Origin of the sequence: Paenibacillus sp. OAS669 (assembly GCF_014873645.1) — a bacterium.
GTDB classification, from domain to species: Bacteria; Bacillota; Bacilli; order Paenibacillales; family NBRC-103111; genus Paenibacillus_S; species Paenibacillus_S vulneris.
The window spans coordinates 26696-40621 of sequence record NZ_JADBDR010000004.1; the positions used below are offsets into that span (position 1 = coordinate 26696).

Sequence of the window (13926 nt, forward strand, 5' to 3'; positions counted from 1 at the left end):
CTCAAGAATAATTTGTCTGCCATTCATGTACGCCTTCTTCAATGCGATAGGCTTTGAATCCCTTTTTTTGCATCTGCTCGACGGCTTGCGTGGTGAATACGCAATACGGTCCTCGGCAATAGGCTGCAATTTCGGTATCTTTCGGCAAATTTTGAAGATAATCGTCAAGTTCTTCCATTGGAACTGATATGGCTCCTTCAATATGCTCCGTCTCATACTCGTCTTTAGGACGAACATCCAATATAAGGAAATTGCCTAATTTCATCCTCTCCAATACTTCCTTCTTGGATATCGTGCGAACGTTATTGTAGTGCTGATATATATTCTGTTTGAGGCGGGGGACGTCAGAAAGCTGATGTTCGGAGATTTTCCATAAAGACGTCAAAAACTCTGCGACCATGGGATTTGCCAAAGAGTAAATAACGTAAGTCCCTTTTTTTGTAAACCTCACCAGATTAGCATCTAGCAAAATTTGAAGATGACGAGATACATTGGCAAGGTTCATTCCAGTTTGATGTGCTATCGTTTCTACAGATTTTGAACCGTTGGACAATAAACTCAAAATTTCGAGTCTTCTCTCGCTGGAAAGGCATTTCCCAATTCGGGCATATTGTAAAAATAATTGTTCTTTATATATTTGTGCTAATTGAGCATCTTCCATTAGAACCACCGCCATTCATTATTCAAGTGAATATTTGAATTATAAGATGTTCATTTTTAAAATTCAAGTAATCCCGATAGGATTCCTAATTTATACCTAATAAAAACCGATTTTCGATAAACTTATTAGTTTACCAAAAACCGGAAGCCTTATTACAAATTAATATTTGGCGTCTATTTGGAAATCGTCTGTATGCAGATTACCGTCCTTACCAATAATACAGTCATCCTTGAATACGATATAACGGGCTTCTTCCCCGTCGGGAGCAAAATCGACTAATTCATAGCTGTCCGCATGCTCATATTGAATCGGAAACTCTTTACCTTCAATGACTACATGTAGCTTCATTGTACTTTTCTCCTTTCTTATGGAAAGTGCTATCCTATCTGTATTGATCTACAATGTGTAAAAGCCTATACCCTTACATATTCTTGTCATCTTGCATTTTTTTACACAAACGGCTGCGGCAAATAGTAACTGTTGGCCTTTCATGGGCCCAATATACAGCAAAAAGACACTGATCTGTATAGTCAGTGCCTTCCTTCTATAAGTGAAATTCAACATGTCCCTTCGATCCTCTGGAACCGATTCTTGAACCTGCGGCAATAGTCCTCCAGCTCATGAAAAAGCACCTGATGACACATCAGACCGTTCACGAGAAAGCGTTTTGAGCCCGGTAAGCCATTCAATTTGGAAAAGAGCCCTTCCTCCTCCGATTGACCCTCTGTAACCCAAAACTGAATTATCTCTACCTCCCGGCTACCCGCTTTTATCTCGCCTAGAAGATTCATCAGACCTTGCATAAACAAGCTTGTACGTCGATATTCCGGACGCAGATACGCGACCTCCACTTGACAGATATGCCGATCCTCATAGCCGTTAGGGCCCGTTCCATAGACGAAACCGGCAGCCCCAACTACATCGTAATCCTCTTCCGAAAGAATCAGCAACGCTTTACCAAAAATGAGCGGGCTACTAATAAAGCTGAGCTTTACGGCAAACGCGTACGGCAAGTTCAGATCGTTGTGGTGTCGGAGCAGAAACTTAACATAACCCTCGTAATCCAGTTCCGTGGTACATGGCCGGCATAGAAAAAACATTACTTAGCCGGCTGTGGTTGTGGTTGCGGCTGGATTTGCGGAACTGCTCTCAGGGTGTCATTGAGAATAGCGAATCTCCCCAATTTACCGCCAGTTTTCTTATCAAAATTAGGTGGTGGCAAAATCATTTGTTATCCTCCATTTCGTGTCAAAAAATATATTCTCTACCCAATTATACCTTGATATATCGAGTTAAGGTAGTCCTTAAATGGTGAATTTTAGCACAAAACACGGTCTCTTCTCCAAGGGTACCCTCCTGGGTATGGCTGGCACTTGCAAATTTGGAATAAAGCCTGCACAAGTATGTATTTTCCGTTAAAGCGTTGAATCTGAGCTCCTGTACATCCGGATGGGCTTCGATGATCAATTCAACCATGTAATACAGCCCTTTAACAAAGAGGCGTGTCCCTCGGTACGCTTTGTCCATAATGGCAAAGTTTACGAAGGCGATCTCCTTATCCTCGAATTGTTTTTCAGGCGTTCCGTGATAGTAAGTCATCATTCCGAGCACCCGATTGTCAGTATTCGTGATGTAAATCAGATGGCCTTGCGTAATATGAGAGCATAACAGGGAGACCATGTCCAAGGTACCATATGAAGGGTGCAATTCACGTCTGTTCTCAATAGCAAATAAACTGACATCGGCCAAAGCCTCGTCGCTGACGCAACGTTTGCAATAGGTTGTCATTGGGAAGCTCCTTTCTCGATTATTTTGCAGGAATGAGTTTTACAATACCATTTCCCCCGCTTCTTCTCTTCAGTGATATAATAAACGGTTATTACTTATATGAGGATATTACCACAGCCTTCTCCCAAATACCTTACAAACATAAATAAATGGCCTTATTGAAATTGCTCAATACCCGACCCTTGGTCGTCATTGTTCAGCGCTCATTGTACATTTTAGATTAGACACTTGATAATTGTAGTTTAGTTTAAAATAACGATAAATGGAAAAATTGGTTAATACCGATAATACATCAGCGTGAGGTACTTTATGACCTATTTCCATTGGTTTATGAAACAGAACCCTGAGCACCGCGAAGAAAACGATATGAACAACGGTCAAATTGAACCTGAGCCTGTGGAGGCCGATACTTATCCGATTGAAGAACGGTTAGCTTGGATTCGTCGGCAATTGATCGACAATTCAGATGTAGCTTACCACAACTTTATTGCAGGTCCTGTGGTGGAGTGCGCCATTATTTATTTGCGCGGAATGATCGATTTAACCACTTTGCAGGAGGATGTTCTTAAGATTGTTCTTCATATGGATGCGGCGAATGCTGATGAATTCCGCAAGCGGCTCTTCGACCGCAAACAATTGTCCGTCTCGGACTATCGATTCCTGTTCACGCTTTCGGAGGGGATATCGTCTATTCTGGATAGCAAGGCCGTTCTTATTATAGACGGTGAACAAAGAATAATTGAACTCCCTCTATCCAAGTATTCAAAACGTGCTATTGAAGAGCCGCCCAACGAATCCGGTATCAGAGGACCACGAGAGGCTTTTATAGAAGATGCCAGTATTAACTTGACCTTAATTCGTAAACGTTTGAAAACACCAAAATTTAAGACGGAGACCCTGCGGATTGGAACGTTAACCCAGACCAAGGTATTAATTGGTTACATAGACGGCCTCTGCAAGAAAGATTTACTGGATGAAGTGAAATATCGGTTGTCGAAAATTGACATCGATAGCGTTTTGGGAAGCAGCACTATCGAGGAATTTTTGGACGATACTCCTTTCTCTCCTTTCCCGCAGCTGCAATATACGGAACGGCCAGATATTACGGCTGCCGCACTTCTTGAGGGGCGCGTGGCTATTATTGTCGACGGGACTCCGATTGTGATTATCGCTCCGGTTACCTTGATGATGCTGCTGCAGTCCTCTGAGGATTATTACCAGCGCTTCATTGCTTCAACCTGGATACGATGGATCCGATACTTTTTTCTGTTCGTTTCGCTGCTGTTACCGTCTACCTATATCGCAATTACGACCTTTCATCCGGAGATTATTCCTTCAAAATTGCTTGTCACCGTCATGTCTTCCAGAGAAATCGTCCCGTTTCCAGCCTTAATCGAAGCCTTTATTATGGAAATTTCTTTTGAGGCACTGCGGGAAGCAGCCATTCGTATCCCCAAATCCATCGGGCAAGCGGTGTCGATAATCGGAGCGCTTATTATTGGCACTGCAGCTGTACAGGCAGGCATCGTGTCAGCGGCAATGGTGATCATTGTGTCTTTAACAGGCATTGCTTCATTCATCAGTCCTCACTACGATCTGGGACTGGCCTTTCGTTTATTGCGATTTCCAATTATGATATTAGCCGGATTCTTTGGATTGTTCGGAATTGCCTGCGGCATGTTATTTCTTTACATCCACCTTATCAATCTGCGTTCCTTCGGAATGCCGTATTTATCCCCGATCGCCCCTTTCGTCCCGAGTGATCTGAAGGATACTCTAGTTCGTGCTCCGTGGTGGCTCATGAAAAAACGCCCGATGCAGGCTGCACCGAATAAAACGAGACAAGGAAAGGTTACTCGAAAGTGGTCGTATTCGGAGGAGGATAGCAATGATTAAGTCCAAATTTCCCATTTACAATACTCTATGGACGTTGATTACGCTATTCCCTTTATTGCTACTAACTGGCTGTTGGAATTCAATCGAAATCAATGACCGAGCCTTTGTGAAAATGATGCTGCTTGATAAATCCGAGTCTGGAATTGAGGTTACTCTTGCCTTCCCCTTGCCTAATCGCCTCATTCCAGGACAATCCGGCGGTTCCGGTGGACAAACAGGCAAACCCTATACCTTTGTTACGAAAACAGGACGTGACATCGGGGAAGCCTATCGTTTTATTCAAGCGGACCTTTCAAGAAAAATTACGTTTGGACAGACGAGTATTGTTGTTATTGGGAACGCAATGGCTAAAGAAGGAATTGTGCCCGTTTTAGAATTTATTGCCCGTGAGCCACGCTTTCATATCAATGCCAGCATGTTCGTTACAGAGGGTAAGGTTAAGAAAATGATGGCAGTTCCTGTTGTATTTGAGCGATTTCCAGTAGATATCTTAGTTGCCTATGCGAAACAGCATATCACCGTCCGAGCGACCGTTAAGGATGCCCTCATGGCTACCTATTCAGGTGGGGATCTATTGATACCAAAGCTTAACTTTGAAATGAAAACCTTGCCTAGCGAGAAAGATAAAACACAGCAATGGATGGGTACCGATGGAGCTGCCATTTTCAAGCTTGGAAAGATGGTAGGAACCTTGGATACGAATGAAATGCGCGGGGCTATGTGGGTACAGGAGACGGTAAAGGACTCAGAGATCACGGTTCCTTCCACGATAGACGGAAAGGAAGTTAGCTTCATGGTAAAAAATAATCGAACATCGATAAAACCGGATTTATCCGGTGATCAAATCACCATAAATATCCAAAGCAGGGCTAACGCCGATCTCATCTCGTCCGAATCTGATATCAACTTTCAAGATGCGAAGCAGCGGGCTATTCTTGAACATGACCTTGCGACACTTGTTCAAGATCGCATGTCAAAGGCAATCAAAAAATCGCAAGAAGCAGGCTCAGATGCATTCCAATTTGGCCAGTATATCGATTGGAACTACCCGCTCAAATGGATTTCCATCGAACCTCAATGGCGGTACCTTTATGCCAAGAAAGTCAAGTTTAACATACAGGCACGTATTATCATAAAACATATAGGTACGGAAAAGCATCCTCTCCGAATACAAACAATCAAAGACGCGGGGGCTTGAACATGATATTAATCGGGATCGCTTTTGGATGCATTATTGGATATGAATGGTTTTACCTGAAACGAAAGCGGCGGAAGCAGCGGACTTACTTTATCGTGCTGGGGACGGCACTATTCCTCTTTCTAGGGACAGAAACGCTATATATATTCAAGGATGAATTTACAATGGCTCGACTCGTTCAAAGCATCTTCATGTCCATTGAAAATTATATCGCTGGGGGTGGTACGAAATCATGACAAGCTATTTGGGACGCGTATCCCAATTACAGATATATATGCTCTTTACACAATACCTGTTTACAACCATTCTTGGTTTCTTACTGGGTACATTAGTTGAGAAAGCGGGTTTTGCTGCATGGCTGTCTTTAATTGCAGGTGCCATTGCAGGTATTGGATTTACCTATGTTTCGTTTCGATTAGGTCTAAAACGCCCGACTCAATTTTTTGGTCAGTACGGGCATACAATTATTGGAAGATGGATTCATTATCCGCTCGTTGCTCTAATGATATTCTCATTCTTATTCTCTGCATCTTTTGTAATGAGAGAGCTGCAGGATTTCGTGAGCGACGTTTATTTACCGGATACCCCTGAGTGGGCAGTAGCAACTATTTTCGGCCTATGCGTGGCTTATGCTGTGCGATCTGGAGTAGAAACTATTTTCCGCTCTGCCCAAGGCATCTTTTTCTTAAGTGTTGTAGGTGTTCTAATTGTCCCTCTCTTCGTCGGTAATACTATGAACCCCGACATGTGGATCGCATTGACAAACCATTTTAGACCCAAAGGGATATGGAGCGGCATGTACATTGTCATGGCTCTTTATGGCCAGATGAACTTTATTTTGTTCCTCTTCCCCTACTTTGCCGAGAAGCATAATACGATGAAGTCGATTATTTGGGCCGTGGCCACATCCGTATTCATTATTTTGGCTAATTTGATACCGACCCTATTGATTTTTGGAACCAAATTATCTGCCAACATGTTTTTCCCGGAACTTGAATTAATCAGTTACGTACGTATCGGTACGTTTCTTGAAAATTTGGATCCTATCCTCATATCCGTATGGTTGTCAAGCTTATTTATTAAAATTAGCCTTTTCTTATTCGTGTCTGTCATCGCACTTACCCATACATTTGCATTAGAAGATCATAAGCCATTCTCGTTCTCGATGACTGCAGCTATGATCGCTTTATGCTTGCTCATGGCGCGATCCGCCCCAGAGCTAACGGAATTGCTTAAGCATGGGGAAATGACTTTTCTCATCTTGACCGAATGCATACCCATTATATATTTTTTGGTAGATGCTGTGCGCTTCAAACGTTCGATTAGCTATGACCAAAAGTAAAGTGAAGCGTTTCGACACATTGCCGAAACGCTTATATTCGTATAAACTACGTTCGGAAAACCGGAAGCTCCGCAAAATGACAATCGCCGCAGCCCGACTAGTTGGGCTTCACGATAACGGTGTACATGCCATACGATGTGCTGCCGTTATTCCCCAGAGAAACGTTCGAATTGGCTGCATACGACTTTTGATATAAGCTGAATGTCCGCGGAGTTGATTCGTTGTTGACCAGATCTTCGCCCGTATCTGTCCAGCCGCTAAGCCATGAAGGCTTGGGGGATATCATATCGTTCACGGCAACGAACACGACAGCATTTTGAGTGACTGTAAACGTTACAGCCGGGTCGGACGAATAGGCCTTCGAATCGTTTGCCGTTCGGATCCAATCCGATCCAGCGACATGGGAAGGAACCGAAGTAAATGTGAAAGCACGGTCCCCGTATTCGGTTTGACCGGACTGCAGATTTTTCTGAATCGACCAATCCGCAGCGTTAGCAGAATCTTTGACTGATAAATTCGTAATTAGGGATGTGGACGCAAGATCCTTGCCGATACTGATGTTACTCAAATAGCAGTTCCTTGTATTGTTAGCCTTTACCCCTTCGTCCGTATTGTAAATCCCGAACTTCGTATGCATGTTTACGGTTTCCCTCGGGAAAGATAAACCGGTTTTATTTAGAACGAGCGCTCCGTTAATCCAAAATTTAAAATAGGCGTTAGAAGCCGAGCCTTTCCACTCGACCTTAAAATCGTTCCACTCATTCGTTTTCAGTGTGTAGTTAACATCAGAACCGCCGCTCACTCCCATAACGGACAGCTTCCCCGTGCCGTCAGCCTTAAGCATCCAATAAGGGCCGTTATCTCCGATCACTTGTGCGATGGAAGCATTGACTACAGAGGTATCGAAGCGCTGTCCCCATGCGATGCTGACGACTTGATCCCGCGGCCACTCGTAGCCGTTCTCGACGTTGATTTCCGTTCTCGGATTCGTACCCGAGGATGTGCGATAATCGTCATCCTTCTGCCATAACAGCTTAAGTACCGTCCCACGCTGCCCTAAGGGGTCGGTGACTCTGGTGATCCGATTGCTCGGAAGGCCGGAGGGTGAAGGTTTGGTGCCGTCCGTGTTTTGCTCGAAATCCTGGGAATACATGATTTTGCCATCCGCGACCGGCCCCTGAGCATCTGCAAATACGAATGTGGGGATTGACGCAAAAACCGTAATAAACAATACTAGTAAAAAGGCGCATACTTTCGAATATCTCATCATCTTAGAAACTTCCTTATATTGGAATAACAACTTACCCAAAACAAGCAGCTTCCCACCTCCATACTGAAATATCCTCGATACAATTTCGGCTGTTTTACGTTCCCGCTCCCCCCCCTTTTTTCAAGACGAAACTGCCGGCAATCAGGCGTTAGTCTTAATGTCGGTGTCATTATCTCATAAGTTTTTTAATTACATAATTGGATATTTTTATATTTTTGTATAAAATCATTTGATTTTAAGGAAGAACGGATAGGTCTCGATAAAAAATAAAGAGGCGGCCGCAGCCGCCTCTTTTATGCTCAGTGGTGTACTCTCCATTATGGGTATTCAGCCATTACAATATTTCAATATACCCTTCTGCCCCATGTACGCGAATTCGCTGCCCATCTTTGATTATTTTGGTGGCATTTTCCACGCCTACAACGGCTGGCAGGCCATATTCACGTGCGATAACGGCTCCATGGGTCATCAGTCCGCCGACTTCAGTGACTAGTCCTTTAATGGATACAAACAATGGCGTCCAGCCAGGGTCAGTAAAGGAGGTAACCAATATATCTCCATCCTCCAGATCCGCATCGGCCATATTTAAAATGACTCGTGCACGTCCTTCTATAACTCCGGAAGAAACAGGCAGACCTACAATGGCTTCGGCCGGGAGATTTTCTCGTTTGTACTCGCCTGTAATGATTTCACCATCGGACGTAATAACACGTGGCGGAGTTAGTTTTTCGTAAAATTTGTACTCCTCTTTTCGTTGGCTGATGATCTGGTAATCCAGTTTTTTGGTGCGTACGGCTTCGTGAAGTTCTTCAAAAAAGAGATAGTATATATCTTCTTTTTCTCGAATAACGCCGGCTTGTGCGAGTTGTTCGGCTTCTTTGAGCAAAGCCTGCTTATATACGAAGTAGCGATTAATCATGCCGTATTTCGGATATTCCCTATAGCCGCTGAAATTCCGGATTAGGTCAATCCTTTGTTTTGTTTCTTTGGCTTTTTGCTCGCCATCCGGTAATTGCTTCAATCGATCCAATAACTCTTCTTCTTTCTCCAGGGCTTCCTGTAGCCCTTGCTCGAATTTGCGTTGTCCAGCATTAGGTTCAGAGATTTTGACGTTACCAAGAATCAACGGGACAAGAGTCATTGGTTTTTCACTCCATCTAGTTCTCGTAACATCAATTTCACCGGCACATCGCATTCCATATTTGTTGAGAAAGGCATTGATAGCGTCATGGGTCTCCTGTCCGCCATCCAACTTAAGCAATTCATCCATGAAGTCATCCTCTTTTGCTTGTTGTATGTAATCAATAACTTGAGGATAAGGACGAATCACATCTGCGACCTCCAATAGAGCCAGACCCATTTCCGAAGTAATATTGCCCAGTACAGATTGAGAAAGCGTATCGGCCGCGTTTTTTTCACCTAGCCACTCGTTCATTTTTTCATTGATCCATGCTGAAGCATCCATAGCAGCCATAATGACAGCTGAGCTTTGCGGGTTAAATAACAGCTTCTTTAGCTGCTGTTGGATATCTTCTAGAATAAAATCTAACAAATCCGATCCTGATTTCGTTTGGATGGTTTGCTTTAACTCCTCTAATGAAGTTTGATTCATCTTCATCAAATCAGAGACGATAGTCGGAGCGTTTTCGATTAGAGAAAGCGTATCTGTATTACTTCTGCCGGGAACCGGTGCTGTTTTATCATCGGGTATCAATTTTATAAAATCTCCATGCTCTAATAAGGTCATAAGTGCGTCCTTTATGAGCGGTTCATGTTGTCCAAAGGTTTTCATTATGGCATCTCGGCTCACTGGTGAAGCTAGCCTAGGCGTAACATCCACAAACAGCCTTCCGCCAGCTTTACGCATAGGTGCTGGAGTCGTTAACAGATAAAAGGAAAGACCCAGCGGTTTTATGGGGTCCGTCATCATTTGTTGGTGGCCGACGGATAGATAGACGTGATTTTCCTGATCATTCGCTTCAGGGATCGGATACAAAGTCGTGATTGGCCTACTCTGGACAATGTAGAATGTATCTTTGGCCAAACACCATTCGATATCTTGTGGACAGCCAAAATAGGCTTCGATCTGTCTTCCGATACGTGCCAGCTCTAAAATTTGTTGTTCAGTAAGCGTTTGAGTCTTTTGGTGATCAGGATCGATCTGCAGTGTCTCTGTTCCGCCTCCATTTCGTCCATAAATAGCTAATTTTTTCGCGGCAATCCTCTTATCGACGATTTCTCCTTCCCGTACTTTATAAGAATCAGCGGATACCAAGCCGGAGACCAGCGCTTCTCCGAGTCCATAACTGGCGTCAATGGAAAGCAGCTTCCGGTTGGAAGTAACCGGGTCGGCGGTGAATACAATCCCAGAGGCTTGCGGGAATACCATCCTTTGAACGATAACGGATAAATAAACTTGACTGTGGTCAAACCCATTTTGCATACGGTAGATTACCGCGCGATCCGTAAATAGGGAAGCCCAGCATTTGCTGATATGCTGTAAGATGGCTTCCTTGCCGATGATATTTAAATAGGTATCTTGTTGCCCGGCAAACGAGGCATGTGGTAAATCCTCGGCCGTCGCACTAGAACGCACTGCATAAGCATGTTCCTCTCCAAACCGGGAGAGATAATGAGTAACTGGTTCCACAACATCGGAAGGGATTTCCGCTTCCATGATGCTTTGTCGGATCTTTCTGCAGATTTCACCAATCTGGTCCCGATCCTCTGCCTTTAGCATGGTTAGTCGATGGAGCAAAGCAGGATATGCTTCGTTTTGTTCGACGGCTTTTTGAAATCCCACGGTGGTAACACAAAATCCTTCAGGCACCCGGATTCCTTCCATTTTTGATAATTCCCCTAAATGTAACCCTTTTCCGCCTACGAGCAAAAGCTTTGTTTTATCGATTTCCTGGAAGCCGAGAACCAACGAACTCATTCATCATCTCTCCTAACCATGAATTTGAGAAAAACATTTGACAAAAGCTTTGTACCCATGATACACTTATAATGTAAGATGAAATAACTTTGCAATCTTTGACCAGAAAATCGGTCGTAGTCCGATTATATCATTGTGTCTGATTATATGCAATATTTAAGAACCTGGTACAACTGTCCAGGTTCTTTTTGGTCTGTATTAGAAATGCTTACCCTTGCTAAAAACATCAAGCATTGAACTTTTTGATCGGCATGAAAAGCTGCCTCTTTTGGCAGGGTCATGCTTTCGTACTACCATTTCAAACGGAAAATTAATAAAGTGTATTAACCGCCTCTGACGTAAAGGGAATCAATTCGTCCGCTCTACCGTCTCGAACCTTGATTACCCAAGCAGGATCAACCAATAATGGCCGGCCTACGGCTATAAGATCAAATTCTTCACGTTCAAGTCGTTCGGCTGCCCCGTCTATCGTGGTAATATTTGCTCCCTTTCTTTCAGTAAAATGACTCGAAAAGTCACCATCCAGACCAACAGATCCAACGGTAATCGTCGGTTTTCCAGTCAGTTTTTTTGTCCATCCGGCGAGATTCAGACTAGAGCCTTCGAATTCGGGCTCCCAGAAACGGCGGGTCGAGCAATGGAAAATATCGACTCCGGCATCGGATAGAGGCGCCAGGAACTGTTCCAGCAGCTCCGGCGTAGGGGCCAATTTTGCTGCGTAATCCGTCATCTTCCATTGCGAAAACCTCAGCCCGATCGGGAAAACCGGACCGACGGCAAGACGGCAGGCTTCGATAACCTCCACTGCAAAGCGGGTGCGGGCCACCATGTCGCCACCATAGCTGTCGGTGCGCGTGTTCGTCTTTTCCCAGAAGAATTGGTCGATCAAATATCCATGTGCGCCATGGAGTTCAATACCGTCGAACCCGAGCCGCTTGGCATCGGATGCTGCTTGCGCAAAAGCTTGGACGATGTCTGCGATATCCGATTCGGTATAATCGCTAACATGACCACGTGTTCCCATGTGCCAAAGCTGCGGTATAATCCGCCCTCCCGCTTCATGCACGGCGGCTACGACGTTTGCCCAACCGTTTAATGCTTCCTCGCCGTAGAAGTGCGGTATGTCGTCTGCATTGGCTGAATCCTTATGATGAATCACCGTACCTTCCGTCACGATAAGTCCAACTCCGTTTTCAGCCCTTCGGCGGTAATAGTCCGCTACGTCAGAACCTGGAATTCCATTGGGAGAAAATTTTCTCGTCATCGGCGCCATCACGATACGATTAGCCAGTTTATTATTTCCGAATGTGAAGGGCTTAAACAAGGCTTGAATAGATTGTGAATTGTACATAATAACCTCCAATTAAAATGATGTAAAAAAATTACTGCAACGGATTAACAGACGCGTTCTTTGCGACAGTACGCTTATGCAGACTCTGCATTGACAGTGAGGACCTATACCTCATTCTAGCTTCGTACAGCATTAAAGAATGATCGTTCTAATAATGGCAAAAATAAATCAATCATTTCTCTAAAAGCTTCATTGATAGGTTGGCTATACGTTGAAGTTTTTCTTTGGAAACCGAGGTTCTTGCAGCTACTCTTATTCCAACCAAGGCATTATGCAGATATTCTGCCATTTCCTCTGCATCGTAGTCAGAGGTGAATTCACCATCGCGCTGTCCCCAAATAATAATTTCCTTGAGTTGCTGCTCTGCAGACGTAAATGCTTTAATGGACCTTGTGTCAACCTCAGCATCACGAGCTGCCAATTCCACCGCCGAATTCACCATTAAACAGCCAGCGGGTAAATCCACATCTACATTTAAACGAATCATGAAATCAAAAATAAACTGAAGAGCCTCCACTGCTGTCTTGGAGCGTTTTACTCCGTTTGCAATCGCGACGCTGAATTGGTCGCCAAAACGATCCATAGCTTTTAAAAACAACGTATGCTTATCACCAAATGTGTCATACAAGCTTCTACGGTGGATTCCCATATGCTCGACCAAATCGGTCATGGAGGTCTTCTCGTAACCCTGTTCCCAAAAAAGCCTCATTGCTTTATCCAAAACCGCGGACTCTTCAAACTCTTTGTTTCTAGCCAATTCATTTCCCTCCCCCGTCAACAATATAACATTTTGAGAACGATCAGTAAAGAAAAGATTCTTCTTTGGTAGATAACGGATTAAGTTTCCTTCGAACGATAACAAAAGGCCCTGTGCAGTGCATCAGAGCCATTTTCTTTATATCCCGTTCACGGATGTTCTTAATCTCGCTAATAGCCGGAGGCTGATTTCCGTCCATATCGCACTATAAAGCAAACAAAATAAAAAAATATAGATTGCCGGCGTGATATCGAAGCTCATGGAGACTGAAGGTCCGAGCAGCGGAAAGCGAAAGGCGTATAACAACAGCGCAATTCCGGCCCATAATGCAAGAGTGGATAACGAGACAACCTGAATCCGATTTTTGGAGCGCGCTATGCTGAAGCCTAATGCAAGCCCAAGTAATCCCGTGGTAAACGGAAAGATGAATAATTCGCTTGGTTGAAGTAGGAGCAGCAGTACAATGCTAAGCACATAGGCGGTTAATCCCGATCGCAATGAAATGAGCGCTGCCAGTACAACCGGAGCTGTCGACAGCGGACTGAGCAAGTAACCCGGCCCCGGTACAAAGCCTCCGGCCGATTGGAATAATGCGGCTAACGCGCTTAGAAAGGCGACAGTGACGAGTGTTTTTGTTTGGCTGGCACCGACGCGGGCCAATAGGGATGCGGATTCCATCTGCGGTAACGGCTTTGCCCAATAATTGAGAAACGGGTGGCGCATGG

13 protein-coding genes are annotated in these 13926 nt (G+C 44.3%); 4 read left to right on the plus strand and 9 right to left on the minus strand.

Annotation, left to right across the window (positions count from 1 at the left end; genetic code table 11):
* Position 1: 1 nt before the first annotated feature.
* The 4 genes from GGC63_RS10595 to GGC63_RS10610 form a co-directional block, all read right to left on the minus strand.
* The gene (locus tag GGC63_RS10595) at positions 2 to 661 is read right to left on the minus strand and encodes an ArsR/SmtB family transcription factor (protein ID WP_192702298.1); all 660 of its coding nucleotides are present in this window, start codon (positions 659 to 661) and stop codon (positions 2 to 4) included.
* A 159-nt stretch (positions 662 to 820) separates the two neighbouring features.
* Positions 821 to 1009, minus strand: a complete 189-nt coding sequence (locus GGC63_RS10600; protein ID WP_192702299.1) for a hypothetical protein — start codon at positions 1007 to 1009, stop codon at positions 821 to 823.
* A 209-nt stretch (positions 1010 to 1218) separates the two neighbouring features.
* On the minus strand, positions 1219 to 1761 hold the full coding sequence (locus tag GGC63_RS10605) for a hypothetical protein (protein WP_192702300.1): 543 nt from the start codon (positions 1759 to 1761) through the stop codon (positions 1219 to 1221).
* A gap of 172 nt (positions 1762 to 1933) precedes the next feature.
* Positions 1934 to 2449, minus strand: coding sequence for a hypothetical protein (locus tag GGC63_RS10610; protein WP_192702301.1), 516 nt, complete (start codon positions 2447 to 2449; stop codon positions 1934 to 1936).
* A gap of 309 nt (positions 2450 to 2758) precedes the next feature.
* Here GGC63_RS10610 and GGC63_RS10615 point away from each other — a divergent pair, with 309 nt between their 5' ends.
* Genes GGC63_RS10615 through GGC63_RS10630 form a run of 4 tightly spaced genes read left to right on the plus strand, consistent with a single transcriptional unit; the run spans position 2759 to position 6885 of the window.
* On the plus strand, positions 2759 to 4345 hold the full coding sequence (locus GGC63_RS10615; protein ID WP_192702302.1) for a spore germination protein: 1587 nt from the start codon (positions 2759 to 2761) through the stop codon (positions 4343 to 4345).
* A complete protein-coding gene (locus GGC63_RS10620) occupies positions 4338 to 5543 on the plus strand; it encodes a Ger(x)C family spore germination protein (protein WP_192702303.1) in 1206 nt (401 codons plus the stop codon). Before GGC63_RS10615 ends, GGC63_RS10620 begins: the two co-directional genes overlap by 8 nt.
* 2 nt (positions 5544 to 5545) lie before the next feature.
* Positions 5546 to 5779, plus strand: coding sequence for a hypothetical protein (locus GGC63_RS10625; protein WP_192702304.1), 234 nt, complete (start codon positions 5546 to 5548; stop codon positions 5777 to 5779).
* On the plus strand, positions 5776 to 6885 hold the full coding sequence (locus tag GGC63_RS10630; RefSeq protein WP_192702305.1) for a GerAB/ArcD/ProY family transporter: 1110 nt from the start codon (positions 5776 to 5778) through the stop codon (positions 6883 to 6885). The genes GGC63_RS10625 and GGC63_RS10630 overlap by 4 nt, the downstream gene beginning before the upstream one ends.
* A 97-nt stretch (positions 6886 to 6982) precedes the next feature.
* On the opposite strand, the gene GGC63_RS10635 is transcribed toward GGC63_RS10630, so the two are convergent.
* The 5 genes from GGC63_RS10635 to GGC63_RS10655 form a co-directional block, all read right to left on the minus strand.
* On the minus strand, positions 6983 to 8155 hold the full coding sequence (locus tag GGC63_RS10635; RefSeq protein ID WP_192702306.1) for a heparin lyase I family protein: 1173 nt from the start codon (positions 8153 to 8155) through the stop codon (positions 6983 to 6985).
* Positions 8156 to 8489: 334 nt separating this feature from the next.
* A complete protein-coding gene (ppsA, locus tag GGC63_RS10640; RefSeq protein ID WP_192702307.1) occupies positions 8490 to 11093 on the minus strand; it encodes a phosphoenolpyruvate synthase in 2604 nt (867 codons plus the stop codon).
* Positions 11094 to 11403: 310 nt separating this feature from the next.
* Positions 11404 to 12444: an NADH:flavin oxidoreductase gene (locus GGC63_RS10645; RefSeq protein ID WP_192702308.1), complete on the minus strand. Its 1041-nt coding sequence runs from the start codon at positions 12442 to 12444 to the stop codon at positions 11404 to 11406.
* A 172-nt stretch (positions 12445 to 12616) separates the two neighbouring features.
* Positions 12617 to 13201, minus strand: coding sequence for a TetR/AcrR family transcriptional regulator (locus GGC63_RS10650; protein ID WP_192702309.1), 585 nt, complete (start codon positions 13199 to 13201; stop codon positions 12617 to 12619).
* 138 nt (positions 13202 to 13339) lie between these two features.
* A complete protein-coding gene (locus GGC63_RS10655; protein WP_192702310.1) occupies positions 13340 to 13924 on the minus strand; it encodes a hypothetical protein in 585 nt (194 codons plus the stop codon).
* Positions 13925 to 13926 lie beyond the last annotated feature (2 nt).

What these genes read in the sequence shown, in the direction of transcription:
- GGC63_RS10610 (WP_192702301.1), bottom strand. Translation starts at nt 2,449, where the DNA reads ATGACAACCTATTGCAAACGTTGCGTCAGCGACGAGGCTTTGGCCGAT.
- GGC63_RS10605 (WP_192702300.1), bottom strand. Translation starts at nt 1,761, where the DNA reads ATGTTTTTTCTATGCCGGCCATGTACCACGGAACTGGATTACGAGGGT.
- GGC63_RS10620 (WP_192702303.1), top strand. Translation starts at nt 4,338, where the DNA reads ATGATTAAGTCCAAATTTCCCATTTACAATACTCTATGGACGTTGATT.
- GGC63_RS10595 (WP_192702298.1), bottom strand. Translation starts at nt 661, where the DNA reads ATGGAAGATGCTCAATTAGCACAAATATATAAAGAACAATTATTTTTA.
- GGC63_RS10625 (WP_192702304.1), top strand. Translation starts at nt 5,546, where the DNA reads ATGATATTAATCGGGATCGCTTTTGGATGCATTATTGGATATGAATGG.
- GGC63_RS10630 (WP_192702305.1), top strand. Translation starts at nt 5,776, where the DNA reads ATGACAAGCTATTTGGGACGCGTATCCCAATTACAGATATATATGCTC.
- ppsA (WP_192702307.1), bottom strand. Translation starts at nt 11,093, where the DNA reads ATGAGTTCGTTGGTTCTCGGCTTCCAGGAAATCGATAAAACAAAGCTT.
- GGC63_RS10600 (WP_192702299.1), bottom strand. Translation starts at nt 1,009, where the DNA reads ATGAAGCTACATGTAGTCATTGAAGGTAAAGAGTTTCCGATTCAATAT.
- GGC63_RS10645 (WP_192702308.1), bottom strand. Translation starts at nt 12,444, where the DNA reads ATGTACAATTCACAATCTATTCAAGCCTTGTTTAAGCCCTTCACATTC.
- GGC63_RS10655 (WP_192702310.1), bottom strand. Translation starts at nt 13,924, where the DNA reads ATGCGCCACCCGTTTCTCAATTATTGGGCAAAGCCGTTACCGCAGATG.
- GGC63_RS10635 (WP_192702306.1), bottom strand. Translation starts at nt 8,155, where the DNA reads ATGATGAGATATTCGAAAGTATGCGCCTTTTTACTAGTATTGTTTATT.
- GGC63_RS10615 (WP_192702302.1), top strand. Translation starts at nt 2,759, where the DNA reads ATGACCTATTTCCATTGGTTTATGAAACAGAACCCTGAGCACCGCGAA.